The organism is Mycobacterium sp. NTMscope_MAC_12, assembly GCF_976985675.1.
Map to the genome: position 1 here is coordinate 5,692,244 of NZ_CDRJYY010000001.1, position 24,866 is coordinate 5,717,109.

General features: G+C 67.2%; 23 protein-coding genes, 1 tRNA gene, 1 other RNA gene and 1 other annotated feature. Of the genes, 13 read left to right on the plus strand and 12 right to left on the minus strand.

What is annotated here, in order from left to right:
- The gene (locus tag AC0KS4_RS26500) at positions 1-1,236 is read left to right on the plus strand and encodes a cytochrome P450 (protein ID WP_238955596.1); all 1,236 of its coding nucleotides are present in this window, start codon (positions 1-3) and stop codon (positions 1,234-1,236) included.
- A gap of 19 nt (positions 1,237-1,255) precedes the next feature.
- Here AC0KS4_RS26500 and AC0KS4_RS26505 read toward each other — a convergent pair whose 3' ends face one another.
- Complete coding sequence (locus tag AC0KS4_RS26505; protein ID WP_225326095.1) at positions 1,256-1,621, minus strand: hypothetical protein; 366 nt, start codon at positions 1,619-1,621, stop codon at positions 1,256-1,258.
- Positions 1,622-1,780: 159 nt separating this feature from the next.
- Here AC0KS4_RS26505 and AC0KS4_RS26510 point away from each other — a divergent pair, with 159 nt between their 5' ends.
- The 3 genes from AC0KS4_RS26510 (at position 1,781) to AC0KS4_RS26520 (ending at position 5,182) form a co-directional block, all read left to right on the plus strand.
- Positions 1,781-3,085, plus strand: a complete 1,305-nt coding sequence (locus AC0KS4_RS26510) for an HNH endonuclease signature motif containing protein (RefSeq protein WP_225326096.1) — start codon at positions 1,781-1,783, stop codon at positions 3,083-3,085.
- 153 nt (positions 3,086-3,238) lie between these two features.
- Positions 3,239-4,479, plus strand: a protein-coding gene (locus AC0KS4_RS26515; protein WP_425326343.1) for an IS3 family transposase whose coding sequence is annotated in 2 segments (ribosomal slippage) — positions 3,239-3,527 and positions 3,527-4,479 — 1,242 coding nt in all. Because the reading frame shifts where the segments join, the coding sequence is not laid out codon by codon here.
- Positions 3,514-3,631, plus strand: a sequence feature (AL1L pseudoknot). (Overlaps the previous gene by 118 nt.)
- 241 nt (positions 4,480-4,720) lie before the next feature.
- On the plus strand, positions 4,721-5,182 hold the full coding sequence (locus AC0KS4_RS26520; protein ID WP_225326097.1) for a DUF2834 domain-containing protein: 462 nt from the start codon (positions 4,721-4,723) through the stop codon (positions 5,180-5,182).
- 224 nt (positions 5,183-5,406) lie between these two features.
- On the opposite strand, the gene AC0KS4_RS26525 is transcribed toward AC0KS4_RS26520, so the two are convergent.
- Positions 5,407-6,474 carry an ATP-dependent DNA ligase gene (locus AC0KS4_RS26525; RefSeq protein WP_225326098.1) on the minus strand — a complete coding sequence of 356 codons (1,068 nt, stop codon included), beginning with the start codon at positions 6,472-6,474 and terminating at the stop codon, positions 5,407-5,409.
- Positions 6,475-6,500: 26 nt separating this feature from the next.
- Here AC0KS4_RS26525 and ligD point away from each other — a divergent pair, with 26 nt between their 5' ends.
- Positions 6,501-7,532 (plus strand): non-homologous end-joining DNA ligase, encoded by a 1,032-nt coding sequence (ligD, locus tag AC0KS4_RS26530; protein WP_225326099.1) that lies wholly within the window; start codon positions 6,501-6,503, stop codon positions 7,530-7,532.
- A 542-nt stretch (positions 7,533-8,074) separates the two neighbouring features.
- Here the strand turns inward: ligD and AC0KS4_RS26535 are convergent.
- Positions 8,075-8,197, minus strand: coding sequence for a hypothetical protein (locus AC0KS4_RS26535; RefSeq protein ID WP_255641285.1), 123 nt, complete (start codon positions 8,195-8,197; stop codon positions 8,075-8,077).
- 393 nt (positions 8,198-8,590) lie between these two features.
- Here AC0KS4_RS26535 and AC0KS4_RS26540 point away from each other — a divergent pair, with 393 nt between their 5' ends.
- A complete protein-coding gene (locus AC0KS4_RS26540) occupies positions 8,591-10,591 on the plus strand; it encodes a glycoside hydrolase family 172 protein (protein ID WP_238957256.1) in 2,001 nt (666 codons plus the stop codon).
- 120 nt (positions 10,592-10,711) lie between these two features.
- Complete coding sequence (locus tag AC0KS4_RS26545) at positions 10,712-11,914, plus strand: cytochrome P450 (RefSeq protein ID WP_238955597.1); 1,203 nt, start codon at positions 10,712-10,714, stop codon at positions 11,912-11,914.
- Between the two features lie 6 nt (positions 11,915-11,920).
- Here the strand turns inward: AC0KS4_RS26545 and AC0KS4_RS26550 are convergent, their stop codons facing one another.
- Complete coding sequence (locus AC0KS4_RS26550; RefSeq protein ID WP_238955598.1) at positions 11,921-12,505, minus strand: TetR/AcrR family transcriptional regulator; 585 nt, start codon at positions 12,503-12,505, stop codon at positions 11,921-11,923.
- A gap of 119 nt (positions 12,506-12,624) precedes the next feature.
- Between AC0KS4_RS26550 and AC0KS4_RS26555 the strand changes: the two genes are divergently transcribed.
- Entirely contained in the window at positions 12,625-13,011 is a 387-nt protein-coding gene (locus AC0KS4_RS26555; protein WP_238955599.1) for a PPOX class F420-dependent oxidoreductase, read from the plus strand.
- Between the two features lie 12 nt (positions 13,012-13,023).
- Here the strand turns inward: AC0KS4_RS26555 and AC0KS4_RS26560 are convergent, their stop codons facing one another.
- Genes AC0KS4_RS26560 through AC0KS4_RS26570 form a run of 3 tightly spaced genes read right to left on the minus strand, consistent with a single transcriptional unit; the run spans position 13,024 to position 14,906 of the window.
- Complete coding sequence (locus AC0KS4_RS26560) at positions 13,024-14,010, minus strand: SDR family NAD(P)-dependent oxidoreductase (RefSeq protein WP_238955600.1); 987 nt, start codon at positions 14,008-14,010, stop codon at positions 13,024-13,026.
- 6 nt (positions 14,011-14,016) lie between these two features.
- The gene (locus tag AC0KS4_RS26565; protein ID WP_425326344.1) at positions 14,017-14,733 is read right to left on the minus strand and encodes a cutinase family protein; all 717 of its coding nucleotides are present in this window, start codon (positions 14,731-14,733) and stop codon (positions 14,017-14,019) included.
- Positions 14,733-14,906, minus strand: a complete 174-nt coding sequence (locus tag AC0KS4_RS26570; RefSeq protein ID WP_225326104.1) for a CsbD family protein — start codon at positions 14,904-14,906, stop codon at positions 14,733-14,735. Before AC0KS4_RS26570 ends, AC0KS4_RS26565 begins: the two co-directional genes overlap by 1 nt.
- 62 nt (positions 14,907-14,968) lie before the next feature.
- Here AC0KS4_RS26570 and AC0KS4_RS26575 point away from each other — a divergent pair, with 62 nt between their 5' ends.
- Entirely contained in the window at positions 14,969-15,127 is a 159-nt protein-coding gene (locus AC0KS4_RS26575; RefSeq protein ID WP_238957427.1) for a hypothetical protein, read from the plus strand.
- A 39-nt stretch (positions 15,128-15,166) separates the two neighbouring features.
- Complete coding sequence (gene lipL / locus AC0KS4_RS26580; protein ID WP_238955601.1) at positions 15,167-16,441, plus strand: esterase/beta-lactamase LipL; 1,275 nt, start codon at positions 15,167-15,169, stop codon at positions 16,439-16,441.
- On the opposite strand, the gene AC0KS4_RS26585 is transcribed toward lipL, so the two are convergent.
- From AC0KS4_RS26585 to AC0KS4_RS26595, 3 genes are all read right to left on the minus strand, one after another.
- A complete protein-coding gene (locus AC0KS4_RS26585) occupies positions 16,436-17,497 on the minus strand; it encodes an NAD(P)H-dependent amine dehydrogenase family protein (protein ID WP_238955602.1) in 1,062 nt (353 codons plus the stop codon). The two genes, lipL and AC0KS4_RS26585, sit on opposite strands and share 6 nt — an antisense overlap.
- Before the next feature lie 149 nt (positions 17,498-17,646).
- Positions 17,647-18,507, minus strand: a complete 861-nt coding sequence (lucA, locus tag AC0KS4_RS26590) for a lipid uptake coordinator LucA (RefSeq protein WP_238955603.1) — start codon at positions 18,505-18,507, stop codon at positions 17,647-17,649.
- A gap of 91 nt (positions 18,508-18,598) precedes the next feature.
- Positions 18,599-18,687: transfer RNA gene (locus tag AC0KS4_RS26595), tRNA-Ser, on the minus strand.
- 64 nt (positions 18,688-18,751) lie between these two features.
- On the opposite strand from AC0KS4_RS26595, the gene ffs reads away from it, so the two are divergent.
- The 3 genes from ffs to AC0KS4_RS26610 all read left to right on the plus strand — a co-directional run bounded on the left by ffs (position 18,752) and on the right by AC0KS4_RS26610 (position 22,084).
- Positions 18,752-18,848: signal recognition particle sRNA small type (gene ffs / locus AC0KS4_RS26600), an RNA gene on the plus strand.
- Positions 18,849-18,916: 68 nt separating this feature from the next.
- A complete protein-coding gene (locus AC0KS4_RS26605) occupies positions 18,917-20,200 on the plus strand; it encodes an aspartate aminotransferase type Ic (protein ID WP_225326311.1) in 1,284 nt (427 codons plus the stop codon).
- 57 nt (positions 20,201-20,257) lie between these two features.
- Positions 20,258-22,084 carry a DNA polymerase III subunits gamma/tau gene (locus tag AC0KS4_RS26610; protein WP_225326108.1) on the plus strand — a complete coding sequence of 609 codons (1,827 nt, stop codon included), beginning with the start codon at positions 20,258-20,260 and terminating at the stop codon, positions 22,082-22,084.
- Positions 22,085-22,095: 11 nt separating this feature from the next.
- On the opposite strand, the gene AC0KS4_RS26615 is transcribed toward AC0KS4_RS26610, so the two are convergent.
- Together AC0KS4_RS26615 and AC0KS4_RS26620 are read right to left on the minus strand one after the other, a co-directional pair.
- Complete coding sequence (locus AC0KS4_RS26615; protein WP_225326109.1) at positions 22,096-23,406, minus strand: class I SAM-dependent methyltransferase; 1,311 nt, start codon at positions 23,404-23,406, stop codon at positions 22,096-22,098.
- Positions 23,403-24,806 (minus strand): FAD-binding oxidoreductase, encoded by a 1,404-nt coding sequence (locus tag AC0KS4_RS26620; RefSeq protein WP_225326110.1) that lies wholly within the window; start codon positions 24,804-24,806, stop codon positions 23,403-23,405. The genes AC0KS4_RS26615 and AC0KS4_RS26620 overlap by 4 nt, the downstream gene beginning before the upstream one ends.
- Positions 24,807-24,866 lie beyond the last annotated feature (60 nt).

Here is a 24,866-nt window from a genome sequence, read left to right on the forward strand (position 1 = left end):
GTGACGACCGCGCCTACCGAAGCCACCGAATCCCAAGGGCTATTGCTGCAGTTGTTGGACCCCGCCAACCGGGCCGACCCGTATCGGCTGTGCGCGCAGTTTCGCGACCGCGGACCGTTGCAGTTGCCCGACGCCAACCTGGCCGTCTTCCTGAGCTACCGCGACTGCGACGAGGTGTTGCGGCACCCGTCGTCGAGCAGCGAGAACGCGAACTCGACGGTCGCGAAGCAGCAGGCCGAGGCCGGCGCGGCGCCGCCCAGGCAAGGACCGCCGGGGTTCTTGTTCCTCGACCCGCCCGACCACACCCGGTTGCGGAAGCTGGTCAGCAAGGCGTTCGCGCCGAGGGTGGTCAGCGCGCTGCAACCCGACATCCGCTCGCTGGTCGACGGATTGCTCGACCGGGTCGCCGAGAAGGGACAGTTTGAAGTCGTCGAGGATTTCGCCTATCCGCTGCCGGTCGCGGTGATCTGCCGGCTGCTCGGCGTGCCCCTCGAGGACGAGCCGCAGTTCAGCCGCGCGTCGGCGTTGCTGGCCCAGGCGCTGGATCCGTTTTCGACGATCACCGGTGTGCCGCCGGAAGTCGCCAATGAGCGACAAGAGGCCGGTACGTGGCTGCGTGAATACTTCCACGGGCTGATTGATCAGCGCCGTTCACGACCCGGCGACGACCTGCTGTCGGGGTTGATCGCCGTGGAGGAGTCGGGGGATCAACTGACCGAGGAAGAGATCGTCTCCACCTGCAATCTGCTGCTCATCGCCGGACACGAGACCACGGTGAACCTCATCGGGAACGCCGTGTTGGCCATGTTGCGCAATGCCGGTCAGTGGGCGGCCCTGGGCGCCGACGCCGACCGAGCGCCGGCGATCGTGGAAGAGACCCTGCGCTACGACCCGCCCGTACAGCTGGCTGGTCGAATTGCGCTCGCCGACATGGTGATTGGGGGCATCGAGGTGCCCGCGGGTGATGTCATGATGCTGCTGCTCGCCGGGGCCAACCGTGATCCCGCCGAATACGACCGCCCCGACGTGTTCGACCCGGATCGGAAAAACTTGCGGCACTTGGGATTTGGCCGCGGGGCGCATTACTGCCTGGGTGCGCCGCTGGCCCGGCTGGAGGCCGGCGTGGCCCTGGCGGCGGTGACCGCTCGTTTCCCGAACGCGCGGTTGGACGGCGAGCCGCAGTACAAGACCAACGTCACGCTGCGCGGACTGTCGGAGCTCGTGCTCGCGATCTGATCAGCGGTGCTTCGTCTGATCAGCGGTCCCATGGCGGGCTTTCGTCCATCTTCTTGTAGTACTTGGCCAGGTGGCTCTTGATCCGATCGACGTCGGAGTCGGGCACGTCGATCCCGCCGCGCGCGCCGTCCATGATCGCGCCGGCCGCCATCACCCCGCGCGGCACCGCCTTGAGCGAGCCGCCGATCACATCGGCGATCAGCAGCTTGTACCCGGTGAAGTTGTCCTTTTTGTCGCCGTCGTACCAGACGTGGGCATCGCGGTACTTCTGGTTCGGGCCGTCCTCGGCGCCGGCCCACTTGCGGACCCGCTTCTCGGCGGCGGCGCCGTCCCATTCCCGGCCGCGATCGGCCAATGGCAGATCTTGAAAGGCTGTGACTGACATACCGGCCGCGTGCCCGGTTCGGTGGGGCGCTAAACGCCCGTTTTCGAGTTATCCACAGTTGGAAGTTCCTCCACAGGTTGGCTTTTGGCCTGAGCTTTGTGTCGGCGGCGTCGTTTTGGGCGGTCGGGATTTGTCGTACCTGGTTGCGATGATGTCGTCATGTTGTCGATCGCATCCGCTGACGCCGTGGTGGTCACTGCGAGTGACCGCCTTGAGGTGTTGTTCGAGGAGTTGGCGGAGTTGAGCGGTCAGCGCAATGCGATTGATGGGCGCATTGTGGAGATCGTGGCCGAGATCGATCGTGACCAATTGTGTGGGGTGACCGGGGCGCGGTCGGTGCCGGCGTTGGTGGCCTGGAAGCTGGGCTGCTCGTCGGCAAACGCGCACACGCTCAGCGCCATCGCGGGCCGGCTGCGGGAGTTTCCGCGCTGTGTTCAGGGTCTGCGGGAGGGTCGGTTGTCGGCCGATCAGGTCGGGGTGATCGCCGCACGCGCCGGGCAGGGATCTGATGAGCATTACGCGCAGCTGGCCGCGGTCGCCACGGTCGGTCAGCTACGCACCGCGGTCAAGCTGGAACCGCGACCCGAACCCGAACCTCGGTCCGAGTCCGAGTCCGAGACCGAGTCCGAGTCCGAGTCCGAACCACGGCCCGCCCCCGAGCGCGAGCGTTCGATCACCTCAACTAGCACGGAGTGGGGCGCCTGTTATCGGATCACCCTTGGCCACTTGGATGCCGCGAAGTTCGACGCCGCGTTGGCCTCGCATCGTGAGGCGCTGATCGCCGAGTGGAAACACGACCACGGTGAGGGCGGGGGCGGTTCGGATCAGCGGCCGCCGTTGCCGAGCACCGTCGAGGCGTTAATGCGGCTGGTGGAGGCGGGCTGGGACGCCGAGACGGCCCGCCGCCCCCATGGGCAGCACACCACCGTGGTGGCCCACCTCGACGTCGGGCGGCGCGCGGCGGCCCTGCATTTGGGTCCGCTGCTGTCCGACGCCGAACGCCGCTACCTGACCTGTGATGCCACCTGTGAAGTCTGGTTTGAACGTGAGGGGCGGGTTATCGGTGCCGGGCGGGCGACGCGGGTGATCAACCGGCGGCTTCGCCGCGCGCTGGAATACCGCGACCGCACGTGCGCGGTGCCTGGCTGTGGGGCCACCCGGGGCCTGCACGCCCATCACATCTGGCACTGGGAAGACGGAGGCCCCACCGAGTTGGCCAACCTGGTGCTGGTCTGCCCGTACCATCACCGGTTGCATCATCGGGGTGTTATCACCATCACCGGACCCGCCGACGCCCTCACCGTGACCGACGACACCGGCCGAATCCTGAGCCCGGGATCACTGGCGCGCCCACCCACCGGGCCCCCACCCGCAGTGCCACCGTATCCGGGACCGACCGGCGAGCGCGCCGACTGGTGGTGGTATGACCCCTTCCAACCCCAACCACCACCGACAAACAACTAGCTAGCGGGATCAATCCTCAAACGGCTTGGGGCATCAACCGATTCGTTTCGCGACCCACGCCGACGCGCGCACCAACGCGAATCAAGCCGGGTGTTTGGACAGGATTGAACTACCCCAGGTTTAGTTCCGATCCTTATAGGAGGATTGGAAGCTATGCCCCGTCAGTATTCGCCGGAGTTTCGGCAGCGTGCGTTGCGGTTGTTGGACACTGTGATGGAAGCCTCGGAAGTGTCGGAGTTCGAGGCCATAAAGTCTGTCGCCAGCCAACTCGATATTTCGGAGGAGTCGGTGCGTCGGTGGCGACGCAAGGCCCAAGTCGATGCTGGTGAACGGCCGGGCATGACCAGTTCTGAGCATGCCGAGATCCGTAAGCTCAAGCGCGAGAACGCTGAACTGCGCAGGGCTAACGAGATTTTGAAGTCAGCATCTGCGTTTTTTGCCGCGGAGTTCGACCGCCCCGCGACGAAATGATCGCCTACATCGATGCTCATCGCGATCAGTTCGGGGTCGAGCTCATCTGCCGTGTGCTGCGGGCAGCTATCCCCGGATTCCTCACCTCGCGGGGTTATCGGGCCGCGCGGACCCGACCACCGTCGGACCGGGAGATCCGCGATGAGCAGCTGATCGCTGACCTTGAGGCGGTGCACCGGCAGAACTACTCGGTGTATGGGGTCAAGAAGATGCACGCGGCGATGACACGGCGTGGTTGGCAGCTGGGCCGTGAACAAACCCGCCGGTTGATGCGCAAGGCCGGGTTGCGCGGCGCCCAGCGGGGCAAGCCGGTGTTCACCACGATCAGCGACCCGGCCGCGATCCGGCCGGCCGATCTGGTCAACCGCCAATTCCGGGCCGCTGCACCGAACCGGCTATGGGTCGCCGACATCACGTTCGTGCGGACCTGGCAGGGGTTCTGTTACACCGCGTTCGTCACTGATGCGTGCACCAAGAAGATCGTTGGCTGGGCGGTCTCGGCCACGATGCGCACCGAAGACCTCCCGCTTCAAGCATTCAATCACGCTGTGTGGCAGTCGAATACCGATCTATCCGAGTTGGTTCATCATTCCGACCGCGGATCCCAGTACCTATCGCTGGCCTATACCGACCGGCTGGCTGAACTGGGGATCGCGCCCTCGGTCGGGTCGCGTGGCGATAGTTATGACAACGCCCTCGCTGAAGCGGTCAACGCCGCCTACAAGACCGAGCTCATCAACCGCGGCAAGCCCTGGCGGTGCATCGATGATGTCGAACTCTCGACCGCCGAATGGGTGGCCTGGTACAACCAGGAACGCCTGCACGAAGCCCTCGGCTACGTTCCACCCGCCGAGTACGAGGCCGCCCTCACCGGCACCTCACACCCTGCGAGCCAGCCGACCCCGGCCCTCGCAACCGAGTAGGAACTAAACCTGGGGTAGTTCAGATCACCGAATTGGCATGGAGCATTAACCACGCCCTTGGACAAGGCCACCATCGGCATATCGGCAATGTCCGCCAAGCCTGAGGGCCGTGCTCGAGCGAAGAGTTCTTTGCCGAGTCGATTGCCTACCGCCGCAAACACCATCGGCAACGCAGGCGCCGGGCTACGAGTGAATGTGTCATTTTGTGCCATCGCTCGTTTGGTTCGTTCTACCTTGAGGCATGACAACAGCCGACCGAGCGGACCAAGCATCATCGGTCCCTACGTCCCGCAAAGTTCTTTGCATCGTCTACGGCGCTATCACAGTCGCCGCGCTCATCGCGACGTGGAGCCAAACAGTCACGTACGTTCACAGCCCGACCGACTTCTTCGTCAATTTCTGGCGCGACACCAAAACGACTGCGGCCTCGCGCAATATCACAGCCGACGCCCTGATGCTGGCCCTAAGTGCCGTCACTCTCATGGTGACCGAAGCCAGGAAATACAATCTGCGATTCGTCTGGCTGTACATTGTCGGATCGTTCTTCATCGCCGTCAGCGTGATGTTCCCGCTTTTCCTGATCGCCCGCGAATTGCGCCAGCGCACAGCCGACGTGCCACGCCTTCGCAGGACAGACACAATTCTGCTCGCGGTGGTCGCCGTCTTGACCCTGGCCCTGACTATCAGGATCGATATGGGGTGACCACTTAACGCGACCTCTCACTTGTGCGACTGACAGTGGTCTGACGGCACCGCAGTGTGGACCTGACCCCGCTAACTGACGTTGAACAGCTGTTCGGGCGCTTGTCTCTTGTGTCCGAAAGTATGCCTGGCGGAGGCGAAATAGTCAGTGCTGCAAGACGTTTCAGATCCGCCGGACATCGCGGGTCGTGATGGCCGCAGCGTCACGGAAGGGGCCCCTCGCTTTTAGCCCGAGCCGAGGCCCGGCACGATCTCGCCCAGGCTGAACGTCACCGGCTGTTCCAGCTGTTCGTAGGTACAGGACCGCGGGTCGCGGTCCGGACGCCACCGATTGAACTGCGCGGTATGACGAAACCGCCTGCCCTCCATGTGGTCGTAGCGGACCTCGACCACGCGCTCGGGCCGCAGCGGCACGAACGAGAGATCCTTGCCGGCGTTCCACCGTGAGTACTCGTTCTTTCGGGGCGTCCGCTCGCCGGCTTCGTGGGCGGCCCAGTTCCATGGATGGTCCTCGAAGTCGGTGACAAGCGGCTGTAGTTCGCCGAACAGCCGGCGCCGCTCGGCCATCGGGAAGGCGCCGATCACGCCGACCGACGCGAGCTGGCCGTCGTCCTGGTAGAGGCCCAGCAGCAGCGACCCGATCGCGTCCGCGCCGGACTTGTGCACCCGGTAGCCGGCGACCACACAGTCCGCGGTCCGTTCGTGCTTGACCTTGAACATGACCCGCTTGTCCGGCTGGTAGGTGACGTCCAGCGGCTTGGCGATCACGCCATCGAGGCCGGCGCCCTCGAATTCGTCGAACCATCGCTGCGCGGTGCCCAGGTCGGTCGTCGCCGGCGTGACGTGGATCGAGGGCCCCGAGCCCACGGCGTCGACGAGGGCGGCGCGCCGCTCGCTGAACGGCCGTCGGGTGTAGTCGTCGTCGCCCAGGGCCAGCAGGTCGAACGCGATGAACGACGCGGGCGTCGCCTCGGCGAGCATCCGCACCCGCGAGTCGGCCGGGTGGATGCGTTGTTGCAGCGCCTCGAAGTCCAGGCCGTGGTCGGTGGCGATGACGATCTCCCCGTCGATCACGCAGCGCCCCGGCAGCTCGGCCTTGACCGCGGCCACCAACTCGGGGAAGTAGCGGGTCATCGGCCGCTCGTTGCGACTGCCCAGCTCGACGTCATCGCCGTCGCGGAAACAAATCGACCTGAATCCGTCCCACTTGGGCTCATACGACGCGTCGGGCGGAATCGAGCGAACGGACTTGGCGAGCATCGGCGACACCGGCGGCATGACGGGGAGGTCCATAGCCTGATTGTGCTGGAATCGTTGGTATGGCTGCTGCAGAAGAGGTCGACGTCGACGGTGTCGCGGTCCGCCTGACCAACCCCGACAAGGTGTATTTCCCCAAACTGGGGTCCAAAGGCACCAAGCGGCACCTGGTTGACTACTACCGCGCCGTCGCGGGCGGACCGATGCTCGACACGCTGCGCGATCGCCCCAGCCACCTGCAGCGATTCCCGGACGGCATCGACGGTGAGGAGATCTACCAAAAGCGGATCCCCCAGCGCCACCCCGACTACCTGCAGACCTGCCGGGTGACCTTCCCGTCGGGGCGGACCGCCGACGCGCTGAAGGTCACCCATCCCGCGGCGATCGTCTGGGCGGCGCAGATGGGCACGATCACCTTGCACCCCTGGCAGGTCCGTTGCCCGGACACCGACCACCCCGACGAGCTGCGCATCGATCTGGATCCGCAGCCCGGCGTCGCGTTCGAACAGGCGCGCACCGTCGCGGTCGGCGTGTTGCGGCCGCTGCTCGACGAGCTCGGCCTGGTGGGTTACCCGAAGACGTCCGGGGGCCGGGGCATCCACGTCTTCCTGCGGATCACCACCGACTGGGATTTCATCGAAGTGCGCCGCGCGGGCATCGCGCTGGCCCGCGAAGTGGAGCGCCGCGCGCCCGACGCCGTCACCACGGCGTGGTGGAAGGAAGAACGGGGCGAGCGCATCTTCGTCGACTTCAACCAGAACGCCCGGGACCGCACCATGGCGTCGGCGTATTCGGTGCGGCGCACGCCGATCGCGACGGTGTCGATGCCGCTGACATGGGACGAGCTCGCTGGCGCCGAGCCCGACGAGTACACCATGGCGACCGTCCCCGATCTGGTCGCGGGCCGGGAAGACCCTTGGGCCGCAATGGATGATGCGGCTCAGTCGATCGCAACGTTGCTGGAGATGGCCGAGGCAGACGAAGAGCGCGGCCTCGGCGACATGCCGTATCCGCCGAACTACCCGAAGATGCCCGGAGAGCCCAAACGCGTTCAGCCAAGCCGGGATACGGATCGTAAAGGCGGGAAAAGGTAGACCGAAATTCGTTAGGTGATGGGCCTCTGGGCCGCGATTGGCCCCTCTCGCAGCGCTGAACCGCCAGCCCACGCGAGCGTTTCAACGGTAGCACCGGGAGGCGGCGGCTGGAAGTGATCCTCTTGTGCCGCAGCGGCTTAGGAGAAGCGGATTCACACCGCACGAATGCCCTCACCCGAGCTGCCAGGGTGTCGGGGCCGACCGCTTCAGCGCCGTTTCGCTGAGGCGATTAGCTTACCGCGAACGCGCATAAAGGGCAGCAAGAAATTCGCGAAGAGCGTGCGCACGGCCCGAAGGATGCGCACGCCGTCGCGGCGCTGAGGTGTCGGTCATGTTGGAAAGTGACCGGATCAGGGCCCAATGCGTACTGCTAAAGCGTTGGTGCCCAACCGCGTTCACGGCACACGACCGCGCTGGTGCTGTCACGGCGTCGTCCGATGCACGAGGGGATGTATCGGCTTCGGCCGTGCGAGGAACTGGCACCCAATGCCATTAACGGCGCATGGGTGCTGTCTTCGGGGTCCTGTTGGCTGCCGGCGAACCTACGGAGTGCAGGTCAGATTGGGTCCGCAGTCGATAGTCAGCGGGAATGTGCAGCCGGAGGCCGTGATGGCGGTGAAGGTGAGGAGCAGGCCGAGAACGACCTTGTATTTCAAACCAGACATAACAACTCCTTCCGTAGGAGAATTCTTACGCCCGAGGAGCGTTATATTACGTGAGTACAATGCGGAATGCCATGGGAACCAGCGAAATAACGTCGTTCTACGTCAACTGATTGAATTCTGCCGGCGCCGCGTCGTCCGCCGGGTTCGGGGGCCGGCGTTGCCCGGCGTCTCTGGAAATCCCTGGTGATGCCAAACGTATTCGGGGGAACAGGGATTCGGCGCGCCGGGCATTGCCAATCGCGACCGCATTTGTGCGAATCGGCAACACCGTGAAGGCGTTTCGGGTCAGTGGGGACGGGCGTAAGGTTCCAAATCTGGTCAACCCGATCGAGAAAAGTAAGCTCTGGTGCTATGCCGGTGGCTTCGCGAGCGTGGACTGTCGCCTGCGCGCTCATGCTGTGGGCGACCGCCGGTGTCCTTGCCCCCGCCGCGGCGTCGGCCGAGCCCGCGGCCGACGGCTTCGGTGAAAGGCTGGTCGGCTGGGACACCTATCGTCGGTTGGATCGGCTGCCCTATCTGGACGCCGGTTCGCAGACGCTGCAGGTGTCGAGTTTCGATCGCAGCGGCGGCGATTTCGACATCTCCACCGGCAACCGGAACGGCACCGGCGGCTGTCTGGCGCCGGGCGGGGCCGGCTGCGTCATCGCGGAGGATCACGGCGCCGGAGAAATCGATTCGATCTGGCTGACCCGCGACGGCGGCAATGTTCGTGCCATCGGACACATCCGCATCGAGTTGGACGGGCAGACCGTCGTAGACACGCCGTTGCAATCGCTGGTCGACGGCGAAGTGGGCGCCCCATTCGCGTGGCCGCTGGTGGCCAACGCCGCCCAGTCGCCGGGCGGGGTCTATGTCAAGGTGCCGATGCCCTATCGGCGGTCGATGCGGGTCAGCGTCACATCCCATTTGGAGTATTACCACGTCGACTACCGGCGGTTTCCGAATGCCGATGGAATAAGCACGTTTTCGCCCGCCGATCCGGCGGGCGACGTGCTGGACACCCTTCGCGCCGCGGGAACCGCCGACCCCAAGCCGACGACGGGCACCGCAAAACACGACAATCGGGTCGTCGACATTCCCGCGGGCTCCGGGCAATCAATCACCGAAACCAGCGGCCCGGGCAGCATCTCGGCGCTGCGGCTGCAGCTGCCGGCGCCGGCGGATCAACTGCTGGCCGGACTGCGCTTGCAGATCGAGTTCGACGGCCGGACCATGGTCGACGCGCCCCTCGGGGAATTCTTCGGCGCGGGGCTCGGTGCCAACCCGGTGCGATCGCTGCTGTTCGCCGCCAGCCCGCAGCCCGACGGGTCGCTGATCTTGTGGGGTTGGTGGCCAATGCCTTTCGCGGACTCGGCCCGCGTCACGCTCGTCAACACCACCGTATCGGAGGTGTCGGGGATCGGTAGCGACGTGACGACCACATCGGATGCTCAATGGGCTGCGGCGCTGGCCAGCGGTCGCGCCGGCTACTTCACCGCCCGCGCCCACGCCGGCCCGACCGTCCAGGGCCAGGACTGGGTGTTCGCCGACGAGCAAGGCCACGGCAAGTTCGTCGGCGTCAGCCAGACCATACGGGGCCAGCGGACCAAAACGGCGTTCAGCGACGGCGCCCCATACTTTCTCGAAGGCGCCGAGCGGGTCTACACCGACGGCGCCGCGTCCCCGCAGTGGTACGGCACCGGCACCGAGGATCTCTACGAGGGGGGCTGGTATTTCAAAGACGGCACCCACTTCAGTGACCCGCTCAACGGCCAACCCGACCAACGCACGGCGGCCGGCGGGTGCGCCGACTACTGCGTCGCCGTCTACCGGATCATGCTCGCCGACGCGATCGGCTATCGTTCCGCGCTCCGCTTCGGCATCGAGCACGGCAAACGCAACATGGTCGAACCCGACTACAGCTCAACCGCATTCCTCTACACACAGCCGGCCACGGTCCTGACCGGCAGCGACGACGTCCGCCCTGCCGATCCCGTCGATCGCGTCCTGCACGGCTACACCGACACCGACGCCACCGATCAGTTGTTGGTCAGCGAATACGAGGGCACCGAGGACACCCTGCCCGTCGTAGGCTCGGTCCGCGGCACCCAGGGCGCGATCGCTTTCCATGTCCAGGTTGATCCGGACAATCGCGGTGTCCTGCTGCGGCGCACGTCCGATCAGGCGACCGGCTTTCAATCGGCGGACGTCGCGGTGGACGGCATGCCCGTGGGCACGTGGCTACAGCCGCGCAGCAACACCTTTCACCGCTGGCTGGACGACACCTACCTGGTACCGCAATCGGCCACCGCGGGCAAAGCGCAACTGACGATCACGCTCACGCCCACCCCGGACGCACCGCCCTGGACCGCCAGCCGCTACCACGTCGACGCCCTGACGGGACCGTCCGGCTAGAGAGCCACCTTGACGGATCCGCGGAGATGCTGCTAGACATGGCCTGTGCCACGATTTTGGGCGATCGCCCAAATTTAAGGGGTGGCGGGGATGCCGGCGGCTGCCCGAAGTGAGGAATCGATGACCGTCACCAACGACACCGACGTCTACTACGACCCCTACGACGTGGGCATCAACGCCGACCCGTATCCGACCTATGCGCGGCTGCGCGAAGAAGCCCCGATCTATTACAACGACAAGTACGACTTCTGGGCGTTGTCACGGCATTCCGACGTCGAGCGCGGACTGGCCAACTGGGAGACCTTCTCCAACAAGCGAAGCGACATCCTCGAGCTGGTCCAATCGAAGTTCAACATGCCCGGCGGCGTGATGATGTTCCAGGACCCGCCCGAACACACGAGGCTGCGCGGCCTGATGTCTCGCGTCTTCACGCCGCGCCGGATGGCCGCCCTCGAGGACCAGATCCGGCAATACTGCGTTCGGTGCCTCGACCCGCTCGTCGGGTCCGGCGGATTCGACATCATCGCCGAGCTGGCATCGATGATGCCGATGCGGGTGATCGGGATGCTGTTGGGAATCCCGGAATCCGAGCAGGTTTCGGTGCGTGACGCCAACGACGCCAACCTGCGCACCAAGCCGGGCGCGCCCCTGAAGGTCGCCAACGCCGACTCCATCGCCGACGGCCGGATCTACGCCGACTACGTCGAATGGCGTTCCAAGAATCCGTCCGACGACCTGATGACGACGCTGCTCAACGTCGAGTTCGACGACGACCAAGGCGTGCACCGCAAGCTGACCCGTAAAGAGGTGCTGCACTACACCCAGGTGGTCGCCGGGGCGGGCAACGAGACCACCGGCCGGCTGATCGGCTGGCTGGCCAAGGTGCTGGCCGAACACCCCGATCAGCGCCGCGAGGTATACCAGGACCGGTCACTGCTGACCCGCACCGTCGACGAGACCCTGCGATTCGAACCGACCGGGCCCCACGTCGCCCGTTGGATGGCACAGGATTTCGAGTGCTACGGCACGACGGTTCCCGCCGGCAGCGCCATGCTGCTGCTGTTCGGCGCCGCCAATCGCGACCCCCGCCGCTACACCGATCCGGACACCTACAACATCCGTCGCGACAACATCTCGCACATCACGTTCGGCAAGGGCGTGCACTACTGCCTGGGCGCCAACCTGGCCCGCCTCGAGGGCCGCGTCGCGCTCGACGAGATTCTCAACCGTTGGCCCGAATGGGACATCGATTACGACACGGCGCAATTGGCGTCGACGTCCACGGTGCGCGGCTGGGAGCGTTTGCGGGTCGTGCTGCCTTAAGGGGCGCTACGTCGGCAATTCGAAGCGGTCGATGAGCCGGGTCACCAACGCAACGGCTTCGTCATGGCCCGCCGTGGTGCCGAGCGCCTGCTCCAGGATGAGCATGCGCCCGATCGCCGCGATGATGACCGCGATCCCGGCGGGCGGAAATTCACTTCGGTCCAACCCGTGTTCGCGAACGATGAAATTCAGTGCGGTCGTTTGCGTTTCGCGCCACCGCTCCGACCACGCCGCGATCTCGGCGCCGATCTCCTTGCGATGATTGGCCAGCCCCATGAACTCCAGCAGCAGCCGGGTGTCCTTCGGCTCGATGAGCGTGCCCCAGAAGGCGTGCAGCGGGCGGTCGGAGGCCAGCGCCTGCTTTTGGCGCTCCAGATAAGCGGCGGCCCCGCGCCGGAAGACGTCGAGATACAGCTCGTCCATGGTGGGGAAGTAATAGTGGACCAACGCGGGTTTGACGCCGGCTTCGTTCGCCACCCGCCGCGAGGTGGCCGCGGCGTATCCGTCCTCGACCATGATCTGGATCGTCGCGTCGATCAGCATGTCGCGAGTGTTGGAGTCGCGCGCCTTCGGCCGTCGGGAGGCGGTCATATGGATGTCTTTCCCGCAAAGGATGGTGAAAGCCCGCTCTTGGGCAATCGCCCAAAAGCTTAGCCCAGCGTCGCGCCCGCCATGATTAGGAACTGGGGTGACGGGGCAATTGGGTTGTCATGGCCCCCAGCTTCGCCGATGTCATCCAATCCAAGTACCTGCTGTTGACCACGTTCACCAAAGACGGCCAGCCGAAGCCGACGCCCATCTGGGGAGCGCCCGACGGCGACGGCACGCTGTTGGTGATCACCGATGACGGGTCGTGGAAAACCAAGCGGATCAACAACACACCCCGGGTGACGATCGCCAAGAGCGCGGCGCTGGGCAAGCCCAAGAGCGACGAGGTCCAAGCCGTCGCCCGGGTGCTGCCGAAGTCCGAGACGCGGCGGGTCTACAACGCCGTCCTCAAGCGGTACTGGTATCACGCGTGGTGGTTCTACGCGCACACGATCATCCGCGGCGGGATCGACAAGGTGCACGTCGGCCTGGAGATCAGACCCGCCTGAGCGGTGTTGCGGCTAGCCGCTTTCCGCGCGCATCGCCGCGAACGTGTCCGCCACCGTCTGCTGGGGATCGCGATAGGTGATGCCCAGTTCCCGTTCGCTGGGGGAATCGTCGGAGGACGGCATCTGGGTGTAGTACTGCATTCCCGCCCAGGTGAACGGCGTCTCGAAGGGCAGGAAACGGTTGGCCCGATCCAGCACCGCCCCCGCGACGCGGAGCGCGGTGTCGGGGATCGGGACGGCCACCATCGGCGTCCCCGCGACCTGGCCGAGCAGGTTCGCGAGGTCGGCCGCGGGCACCCGGTGGCCGCCGGCGGTGTAGCGCCGCGGCCCGTGGCCGGGCTCGAGCAACGCCGCGTGCAGGGCCGCCAAGTCGCGAACGTCGACGATCAGCCATGCCGCGCTGCGCCCCGGGATCGCATGCATCTGCACGGCCGCTCGCACGCCTTCGCCCGCCTCACCGAACTGGTCGCCGACCGGCGGCCCGAGCACCATGCCCGGATACGTGATGTTGACCGGCGCGCCCGCATCCTGCAGGCCGCGGGCATAGATGTCGACCTGCGCCTTGGATGTTCCGTAGCCGTCGGCCCCGCCCACCACCGGCAGGTCCGCCGTCAGCGTCTCCAGGTCCGGATGGAACAGGGCGGTGAAGCTCGACACGTGGACGATGGGATCCAATCCGAGCTCGACGGACTGGCCGAGCACGTTCTGGGCGCCCTGCATGTTGGTGGCGAGCATCTCCGGCGTCTGGCGCGGGTCGGTGGCGACCAGGGCGGCGCTGTGCACGACGGCGTCGCATCCCTGCAAAGCCTCCCGCACCGCGACGCGGTCGGTGATGTCGGCGACGGCGAAGTCCGAGGTGTCCACACCCAGCTTCGCGACGGTGGTCTGCAACTTCGCCGGGTTGCGGACCAGAAACCTCACCGAGTGCCCCGCATCGAAGGCGGCCTTGGCGGTCCACCCGCCGACAAAGCCCGTGCCCCCCGTGATGAGAACCCGCATGCCGGCCTACAGGTGGCTGGCGGCGAAGTCGGCGGCTTGGCTGGTCATGCCGTTGCCCGGATAGGAGGTGTGGGCGGCCAGCCCCCCGTCGCCGCCGCTGGCGCAGACCGGATCGCCCGGCGCGCACAGTTGGATCGTCTTGGGCTGATACAGCGGCCCGATGGTCAGCGGCGGCGCGTTGTACTTCTGCAGGAACTGTCCCGTCGGCGTGCCGAACAGCGTGACGGCGGCGACGTGTTGCGCGATGGCCGGCGGCATCGGCGGGGGCACCTTGTCAGCGGGAACGCCCGGCGGCACGGAGGCCGAGGTGGTGTAGCCGGCCACCGCGGCGCCCTGCGAGTAACCGCCCAGCACCTCACGGGTGTTGGGGCAATTCGCCGCCATGGACTCGATGTGCGCACTGGCGTCGCGGATTCCGTCGATGACGGTCCCCGGGAAAGCGGGATTGTCGAAGTCGGTGCTGGCGGGGTAGTTGACCGCATACACCGTCAGCGACTTGGCGCCGATCTGCGAGCGCAGCGCGTCCACGAACGGCCGGCCGATGCCGCCGATGCCGGGCGGCTCGCCGGATCCTCGGGCAAACACCACCTCGACGTCGGGACACGGTTCCGCCGACGCCGGCGGCGCGCTCGCGACCGGCGAACCTAATACGGCTGCCGCTGCCAACATGGGCAGCGGCAGGCGGCGCATCGACCGGACGGTCAACACATTCCGGATTGTCATTACTTTTTAAACGCGTCCTTCACCTTTTCGCCGGCGTCTTTCAACGCGGACTTCGCTTGATCGGCCCGCCCTTCGTCCCGGGTTTCGGGATCGCCGGTGGCTTTGCCCAGTGCTTCCTTGGCGCGGCCGCCGAGGTCCTCGATCTTATTCTTCAACTTGTCTTCGGCGCTCATGGCGTGCTGGCTACCCGGCGGCAGGAGATATCGAAACACCGGGCCCTGTCATCATGGACTCCGTGAGCACCGCGATCGTGGTGGCAGTAGTGGCGGGCCTAATGCTGTTGGGCATCGGGATCGTGGTCAACCAGTTGCTGCGGCTGAGGCGCTATCTGAGGGAAGCGCCGCCCGATCAACCCCCCGATATGAATCCCGAGCCCCCGCCGCATCCCGACTGATAGCTTCATTCGGATGAGCGCTCGAGGTGTCGCGGCGACGTGACGCCGTCGACCCTGCTGACCGCCGGCGATGGTTTGCCACGCGGTGTGTCCGGCGCTGCCGACCCGCGCTTCGCCAATGTCATCAGGCTGTTCTCCCAGCTGTTCCCCGGTCGCCGGTTCGGCGGGGGAGCCCTGAGCGTCTACGTCGACGGCGTGTCCGTCGTCGACGTGTGGACCGGATGGTCGGATCGGGCCGGCGCCCAGCGCTGGACCGCCGACACCGGCGCGATGGTGTTCTCGGCGACCAAGGGCATCGCGTCGACGGTGATTCACCGGCTCGCCGACCGTGGCCTGCTGTCCTATGACGCGCCGGTCGCGCAATACTGGCCCGAGTTCGGCGCCAATGGGAAGGCCGAGATCACGGTCCGCGACGTGTTGCGGCACCGATCCGGGTTGTCGCACCTGCGGGGCGTCACCAAAGCGGAGCTGATGGACCACCTCCTGATGGAGGAGCGGCTGGCGGCCGCGCCCGTCGATCACCTGCGCGGTGTGCAGGCCTACCACGCGCTCACCTACGGATGGCTGTTGTCCGGCCTGGCCCGGGCGGTGACCGGCAAGGGCATGCGCGAGCTGATCCGCCAGGAGGTCGCCCGTCCGCTCAACACCGACGGGCTGCACCTGGGCCGCCCCCCGGAAGGCTCACCCACCACGGCGGCCGAAATCCTGATACCGCAGGGGCGGCTGCGCGCCCCGGTGTTCAACTTCATCGCGCCGAGACTGGCCGGCCTGCCGTTCTCCGGGGCGCTGGGCGCGATGTACTTTCCCGGTGTCATCTCGCTGATCAAGGGGGATACCCCGTTCCTGGACGGCGAGGTCCCCGCCGCCAACGGCGTGGTGACCGGGCGTGGCCTGGCCAAGATGTTCGCCGCGCTGGCCAACGACGGCCGCATCGACGGCAAGAAGTTCCTCTCCGCCGAGCTGGCGCGGGGACTCGCCGGGCAGGCGCGACGGAAGTGGCCCGACGCAAACATGGTGGTGCCCATGCCTTTTCACCTCGGCTACCACGAGTCGCCGGTTCCCGGACTGCTCCGCGGCTTCGGCCACGTCGGGCTGGGCGGAACGCTCGGCTGGGCCGACCCCGAGACCGGCAGCTCCTTCGGTTTCGTGCACAACCGGCTGCTGACGCCGCTGCTGTTCGACATGGGATCCTTTGCGGGCCTGGCCCGTCCGCTGCGCAACGCCATCGAGGCGGTCCGCGATCGGGGCCCGCTCGCGGTGCCGACGCTGGGCGCCCGCTACGCCAAACCCGGGCGGCGCAGCGCGGTCCTATGACCCGATGTGTGCATTGCCGCGGGGCAGCGTCAGCGGGAGGTCGGCGTAGGTGGCGATGCCGGGTGCGGCGGCGACAACGGCGGGGATCGCGTTGATGGCCGGCATCGCGGTCATGATGTGACCGAGGTCCATGAATTCTTCGAGCGTGGTGGCCTCGAAGTACGGCGGCGGCAGGAAACCCACCTTGGTGGTCACCGTGGGCTGTCCGTCGATCTGGATGACCCAGCCGTCCTGCTCGATCTTCCAGTCCGGGTCGAGCGTCTGCCCCTTGCGCCACCGCACGTTCAAGTCGATCAGGGTCTCGCCGTTGACGATTCCCTGCCAGCTGATGTAGGTGCCCGCGACGTGCCCCGCGGGGATGGTCCAGGACGCCATGACGAGGTCCTCGGTGGTCTGGGCGAACTCGGCGACGCAGCGCACCTCGTCGAGCTCGACGCCGAGGGCGTCGCCCACCAGCCGCACGGCCTCGCCGAAGATGGCCGTCCCCTTCGCCGCCATCGCCGGCAGGTCCGGATGGTCGATCGGCTGGCCGAATCCCACCGGCTTCTCGGTCTCGGGCGAGTCGTAGAACGTGGTGTCCGCGGCCTCGTTGACCGTGACCTTGTCGATCCGGTTGCACACCATCGCCGACACGATGGCCAACAGCTCGGCGAAACCCGGGCTGACGCCGGACCCGAAGAGCGTGGCGCCGCCCTTCTGGCAGGCCTCCACGATGCGGTCGCGGCCATCGCCGAGGTTCCCGCCGGTGATGAACGACGCCGTGGTCACCACGTTGACGCCCGCGGACAGGATGCGGACCACGTCGTCGACGTCGAACCACATCGGGTTGTAGACCACGCAGTCCGGCTTGAGGGCCAGCAGCTCGTCGACGTCATTGGTGGCCGCAACGCCCACCGGCGCTATGCCGACGAGCTCGCCGGCGTCGCGCCCGACCTTGTCCTGCGACCAGGCGAAGCATCCCACCAATTCGAGGATGGGGTTGGTGACGATCGATTTGAGCGAGCTCTTGCCGACGTTGCCGGTGTTCCACTGAACCACTCGATAGGTGTTTGGCACTCGCTCAGCATAGGGAACCGCCGGGGTTCTTAGTGGCCTAATAGGAAGATTTCGACGCCAATACTTCCGCCAGGAAGGCGTCGTGTGGAAGATCCCGGGGCTCATGCCTTTTCGGCGGCCGCGTGCCGGTTGCGGGGCCGCCGGGCCCGCTAGCCCTCGTCGACGGTTTCGTCGACCGCGGTGCCGCCCCGAGTGCGCCGGCGCCGCATCCGATGCGATCCCTTGCCCGTCGGGCGCCGGTTCTGCAACTTGGCCCGCGGTTCTTCGCTCTCCTCGGTCGCTTCGGCGGCCTCGGCCGTCGGCGCTGCCTCGGTCTCGGCGGGTTCGGCGGCCGCCACTGGAGCGTCGGTGGCTTCACCGACTTCCGTGGTGGCGGGCTGCTCGGTCACTTCGGGTTCGTCGACGTCGTCAGCGTCGGCGTCGACGTCGTCAGCGGCGGCGTCGGCTACTGCGTCGTCCGTCTCGCTCGCCTCGGCTTCGTCGTCTTCGTCGGCGCTGTCGGTGTCAGCGTCCGCGTCCGCCTCCTCGCCCTTCTTGCGGCGCCGCTTCTTGGGCTTCTTCGCCTTGATCGGTTTGGGTGGCGGCGGTGGCAGCTCGGCGACAAAGGAGAGATCGAAGGCAAAGAAACCGAGCAACGCGATCGCGGCGGCCGCCCCGTAGATCCCGAACAACCATCGTCCGGCGACGTCCAGGCTCAGCCAGATCTCGCTGATCGCCGTCCCGATGATCAGCACACCGGCCAGCACGTGGGCCACGATCGAGGCGACCCGGAGGGACAGCGCCATCTGCGGGGTGCCCAGTTCCGGCTTGCGGGTGCGCAGCAGGGTGAACACCACCGGCAGCGCCGCGAGCGCGACGAGCGCACCCGCCACGATGCGCAGCGCCGTCCCCAACGAATGCGCGGTGTCACCCATCAACTCGGGCCAGCGGGGCAACACGAAAAAGAAGTAGAGGAAGCCGGCGGCGATCGTGAATGACGCGTGCCACGGGATGGCAACCTTGCGCCCCATAAGCCTCCTCATGCTGGGCCGGCCCGAGCCGGCCTGAGGGCGACCAGCGCGATACCAAACCGCTTACGTGCGTGTCCGCGGGGCGGACCGATGGCGGAGGATGCGGGATTTGAACCCGCGAGGGCTGTTAACCCAACCCGCGTTCCAGGCGAGCGCCATAGGCCACTAGGCGAATCCTCCGTGGCAATGGTAACCGAGGGCCAGACGGCCACCGCCGGTTGCTCCGGGGAAGGTATTAGACTCTCGGTGGACCCCGCGCGGCGTCTATCCTGTGAACTCCCCCAGGGCCGGAAGGCAGCAAGGGTCAATGGGCTCTGTCGGGTGCGCGGGGTCCCCTAGGTTAAACGGGTGCCGACCCGCTGCGCCCGGCGATCGCACCTCCCACGCCTTGATAGCGAAAGGGTCCATGGTGTCGCTGGAGTCCCTCGGCCCTGCCGAGCTTGCCGCTGCACACGCTCGCCATCAGCAGGATTACGCGGATTTGCAGGCCAAAAAGCTGGCCCTGGACCTGACCCGCGGCAAGCCGGCTCCCGCCCAGCTCGACCTGTCCAACCAGCTGCTGAGCCTTCCCGGCGATGACTACCGCGACAGCGAGGGCACCGACACCCGCAACTACGGCGGCCTGCACGGCCTGCCGGAGCTGCGGGCCATCTTCGGTGAGCTGCTCGGCATCCCGGTGCAGAACCTGATCGCGGGAAACAACTCCAGCCTGGAACTGATGCACGACCTCGTCGCCTTCTCGATGCTCTACGGCGGCGTGGACTCGCAGCGGCCCTGGAAGGACGAAGCCGGCGTCAAATTCTTGTGCCCCGTCCCCGGCTATGACCGGCACTTCGCCATCACCGAGACGATGGGCATCGAGATGATCCCCGTCCCGATGCTGTCCGACGGGCCCGACGTCGACCTGATCGAGGAACTGGTCGCCGCGGACCCCGCCATCAAGGGCATGTGGACCGTGCCGGTGTTCGGCAACCCCACCGGGGTCACCTACTCCTGGGACACGGTGCTGCGGCTGGTCCAGATGCGGACCGCCGCGCCCGACTTCCGGCTGTTCTGGGACAACGCGTACGCGGTGCACACCCTGACGCACGACTTCGTCCGGCAGGTCGACGTCCTCGGCCTGGCCGCCGCGGCCGGCAACCCCCATCGGCCGTACGTGTTCGCGTCGACCTCCAAGATCACCTTCGCCGGCGCCGGCGTGAGCTTCCTTGGCGGATCGCTGGGCAACATCGCCTGGTACCTGCAATACGCGGGGAAGAAGTCGATCGGGCCGGACAAGATCAACCAGCTGCGGCACCTGCGCTTCTTCCGCGACGCCGACGGGGTGCGCCTGCACATGCTGCGGCATCAGCAGATCCTGGCGCCGAAGTTCGCGCTGGCGGCCGAGATCCTCGATCGGCGGCTCAGCGATTCCAAGATCGCCTCGTGGACCGACCCCAAGGGGGGCTACTTCATCAGCCTCGACGTGTTGTCCGGCACGGCCAAGCGGACCGTCGCGCTGGCCAAGGACGCCGGGATCGCGGTGACCGAGGCGGGGGCGTCGTTCCCGTACCGCAAAGATCCCGACGACACGAACATCCGGATCGCCCCCACCTTCCCGTCGCTGCCGGATCTGCGCGACGCGGTCGACGGCCTGGCCACCTGCGCGCTGCTGGCGGCGTCGGAGTCGCTGCTGGCCCGCGATCGGGTGTGAACAGACGACCCTGCCGCGCCCGCGTCGTCGTCGGACGACGCCGGTAGCCTGCTGACCGTGGCCCTCTACCGCAAGTACCGTCCGGCAACCTTCGCCGAAGTGGTGGGGCAGGAGCACGTCACCGAGCCGCTGTCGATCGCGCTGGAAGCGGGCCGGATCAACCACGCGTACCTGTTCTCGGGTCCGCGCGGCTGCGGAAAGACCTCCTCGGCGCGCATCCTGGCCCGGTCGCTGAACTGCGCCCAGGGGCCGACGGCCACCCCCTGCGGGGTCTGCGACTCGTGCCAGGCGCTGGCACCCAACGCGCCCGGCAGCATCGACGTCGTCGAACTCGACGCCGCCAGCCACGGCGGCGTGGACGACACCCGCGAGCTGCGCGACCGGGCCTTCTACGCGCCGGCGCAGTCGCGCTACCGGGTGTTCATCGTCGACGAGGCGCACATGGTGACCACCGCGGGGTTCAACGCGCTGCTCAAGATCGTGGAGGAGCCGCCCGAGCACCTGATCTTCATCTTCGCCACCACCGAGCCCGAGAAGGTGCTGCCGACGATTCGGTCGCGCACCCATCACTATCCGTTCCGGCTGTTGCCGCCGAAGACCATGCGGGCGTTGATCGCGCGGATCTGCGAGCAAGAGGGCGTCGTCGTCGACGACGCGGTCTATCCGCTGGTGATCCGCGCCGGCGGCGGCTCGCCCCGCGACACCCTGTCGGTGCTGGACCAACTGGTGGCCGGCGCCGAGGGCGCGCATGTGACCTACCAGCGGGCCCTGGGCCTGTTGGGGGCCACCGACATGGCGCTGATCGACGACGCCGTGGACGCGCTGGCCGCCGGGGATGCCGCGGCGCTGTTCGGGGCGGTGGAGTCGGTGATCGACGCGGGCCACGACCCCCGGCGTTTCGCCACCGATCTGCTGGAGCGGTTCCGCGACCTGATCCTGCTGCAGGCCGTCCCGGACGCGGCGGCCCGCGGCGTGGTGGACGGGCCGGAGGACGTGCTGGAGCGGATGCGCGACCAGTCGACCCGGCTCGGGACGGCGACCCTGACCCGCTACGCCGAGGTGGTGCAGGCGGGGCTGGGGGAGATGCGGGGCGCGACGGCGCCGCGCCTGCTGCTCGAGGTCGTGTGCGCGCGACTGCTGTTGCCCTCGGCCAGCGACACCGAGGCCGCGCTGCTGCAACGCGTCGAGCGGATCGAGACCCGGCTGGACATGTCCATTCCCGGCGCCGAAACCACGGCGGGCACTCCCCGCGGCGCGGCCACACCGGCCGAGCCCGATCGCCCGGTCCGCTACACCCGGCCGTCCGCGTCTGCCGCCAAGCCCGAGCCGAAGCCCGACCCCGAACCGGCACCCGCGCCGGCGCCGCCACCCGCGCCGGCTCCCGAACCCGCCCCCGCGCCCGTCCCCGAAACCCCTTCTGCGCCTGGCGAACTCAACGCCGCTGCGGTGCGAAGCATGTGGTCGACGGTGCGCGACAAGGTGCGTCAGCGCAGCCGCACCACCGAGGTGATGCTGGCCGGCGCCACCGTCCGGGCGATCGAGGACAACACGTTGGTGCTCAGCCACGAATCGGCGCCGCTGGCCAAGCGGCTGTGCGAACAGCGCAACGCCGACGTCATCGCCGAAGCGCTCAAAGACGCGCTGGGGGTCAACTGGCGGGTGCGGTGCGAGGCCGGCACGCCGGCGCCGGCCGCGGCCGGGACGCTGACCCCCGCGCCGGAAGAGCCTGCCCCCGAACCGGATTCCGCTCGGCGGGCCGAAGAAGAACACATGCTCGCCGAGGCCGTCCGCGACGAGCCGCCGGGCCCGCGCCGCGATCCGGAAGAGGTCGCGCTCGAACTGCTCCAGAGCGAGCTGGGTGCCCGCCGCATCGACAACGGCTAGAGGCTAGCGCGTCAGGCCGTCCACCACGGCCGCAGCGGCAGGTCGTCGTCGCCCCGCGCGGCGGTCTTGGCCGCCAGCACGTGATGCAGCTGAAGGTTGTTCTGCTCGAAGGCAACCCGTGACGCCGCCATGTACAGGCCCCACACCTTCGCGGTCGGCAGGCCGACCTCGCTGACCGCGGCGTCCCAGTTGTCGACCAAATTCCGGCACCAGTCGCGCAGCGTCATCGCGTAGTGGTGGCGGAAGTTCTCCGCGTGCAGCACCTCGAAGCCGCAGTCCTGGACGTCGCAGGTGATGCGGCCCGAGCCGGTCAGCTCCCCGTCCGGGAAGACGTAGCGATCGGTGAACCCGCCGGCGAACGACGTCGACGTGTTGTCGTGGCGCGTGATGCAGTGGTTGAGCAGCAGGCCGCCGGTGCGCAGCTTCGACTTCAAGAACCCGAAGTAGGCGGGATAGTTCTTGACGCCGATGTGCTCGGTCAGCCCGATCGAGGACACGGCGTCGAACGCCGCCTCGCCCACGTCGCGGTAATCGGTGTGGCGCACCTCGGCCAGGCCCGCGAGGCCTTCCTCGGCGATCGCCTTCTGTGCCCACTTCGCCTGCTCGGCCGACAGGGTGGCGCCGGTGGCCCGGACACCGCGGCGCGCCGCGTAGCGCACCATGCCGCCCCAGCCGCAGCCGACGTCGAGCAGTCGGTCGCCCGGCTTCAGCCGCAGCTTCTCGAAGATCAGCCGGTACTTGTTCTCCTGCGCCTCTTCCAGCGTCGCGTCGGCATCGGGGTACACCGCGCACGTGTAGGTCATCGACGGCCCCAACACCAATTCATAGAAGGTGTTGGACACGTCGTAGTGGTGGTGGATGGCCTCGGCGTCGCGGGTCTTGGTGTGCATCAGCCCGTCGGCGATGCGGCGCCACCGGGGCAGCGCCTCCTGCGGGGGCGGCGCGACAGGCAACAACCGCTCGAACCCCAGCGACCGCACCACGTTGGCCAGCACCCGCGCCGGCGGGCGCTTGAATTCCACCCGGTCGGTCAGCGTCTTGAGCAGTTGGTACGGGTCGCCGGGATGGACGCCGTACGCCTGCAGGTCGCCCGACACGTACGCGCGGGCGAGGCCGAGTTCGCCGGGTGCGGTGGCCAGGTAGGTGGCGCCGCGGGGGCTGCGAAGGTCCAGGCCCAGTTCGGCGTCCTCGCTCCCGGCGGTGCTGCCGTCGTAGGCGGTGAACTTCAGCCGATGTCGGCCGGTCGCGGCGAAGACCTCCAAGATCTCGGCCATGCTGAGTTTCCCGTTCCGCGTGCGGTGGGTTTCCTTGGTAGTCGTCATCGCCGTTGTACCGCCTTTGCGTAGAGGTCGAGTAAACGAGAATCGGGGTCGTAGGTTTTCTTGACGGTGTTGTAGGCCTCGCCGCCGTACAGCTCGTCGAAGTCCTCGCGGGAGTAGAAGGAATCGGAGTACAGGGACTTGTGCCCGTCGAATTCGCCCACCTTGGCTTCGATCATCCGGTTGGTGGCGCCTTCGGTCGCGCCCCCCGGCACCGACGACCAGAAGCCGACGTTGACGTATGTGTGATCGGGTCGCATCGGGTACAGCGGCCAGCCGTGGCGGTCGCGAAGGCGCAACGGGCACAACCAGATCGGCGTGATGGGCACGTTGTCCAGGAACCACTGCAGGAAGTCGCAGGTCCGTTCGACCGGGACCTCGACGTCCTGGACCACCCGTTCGCGTGGGGGTCGACCGTTTCGCGCTTCGATGCGGTCGGACACCCCGAAGCGGCGGTCCATGGCGATCAGCTTGGAGTAGACGCTGCTGCGCCGATAGCGGCGCGGCCACCAGCGTCGCAACCGCGGGTCCTGCACACCGAACGCGCGCGAGCACCAGAACCAATCGGTGTCCCAGCGCCAGAAGTAGTCGTGGATGGTCAGCCGGTCATCCTTGGTCGCCTCTGCCGCGGCTTCGGGACCCGCCGCGTCGTGCCGGATGGACTGGTAGTAGATGTCCTTGCCCGTGTAGTCGCTGACCGGGCCGGGGGTGGTGGTCCGCCGGCCCACGCACAGGTAGCTTTCGTCGGCGCTGAAGACCACCCCGTCGAGATAGTCGACCGGGGTTCCGCCCTGCCCGCCGGTGTCGATGATGCGTTCCATAGCCGCGATCAGAGCGGGCAGCGAGCGGAAGCGGATGTGGCGCAGCGCCACAAACGGTGCGACGGGTTCCAGCTCGATGCGCAGCCGGGTCGAATACCCAAGTGTCCCATAGGAATTCGGGAAGGCTCGGAAAAGATCCGGGTGCTGGGAGCGGGACGCGGTGAGCAAATCGCCAGCGCCCGTGAGGATGTCCATCTCCAGCACCGATTCATGCGGCAGCCCGTTGCGGAACGACGCCGACTCGATCCCCAGGCCGGTGACCGCCCCGCCGAGGGTGATGGTCTTCAGCTGCGGGACGACCAGCGGCGAAAGGCCGTACGGCAGGGTCGCGGCCACCAGGTCCGCGTAAGTGCACATGCCGGCGACGTCCGCGGTGCGGGTTTCGGGATCCACGCCCAGGACGCCGGTCAGCCCGGACGTGTCCAAACCGGGCGCATCCCGTTTGGTGCGGGCGCGGAACAGGTTTGACGTCGGCTTGGCCAGCCGGACCACGGACGTCGCGGGGATGGATCGATAGCTTGCCAGCAGCCGCTCAACGCCCGACTTGTAGGCCGAGAGTGCAGATCCAAGGACAGGCACCACATATACCCTAGTCTTCGACAACAGCCCGTGCATCCGTCGCGAGCGGCGGCACCGGGGAAT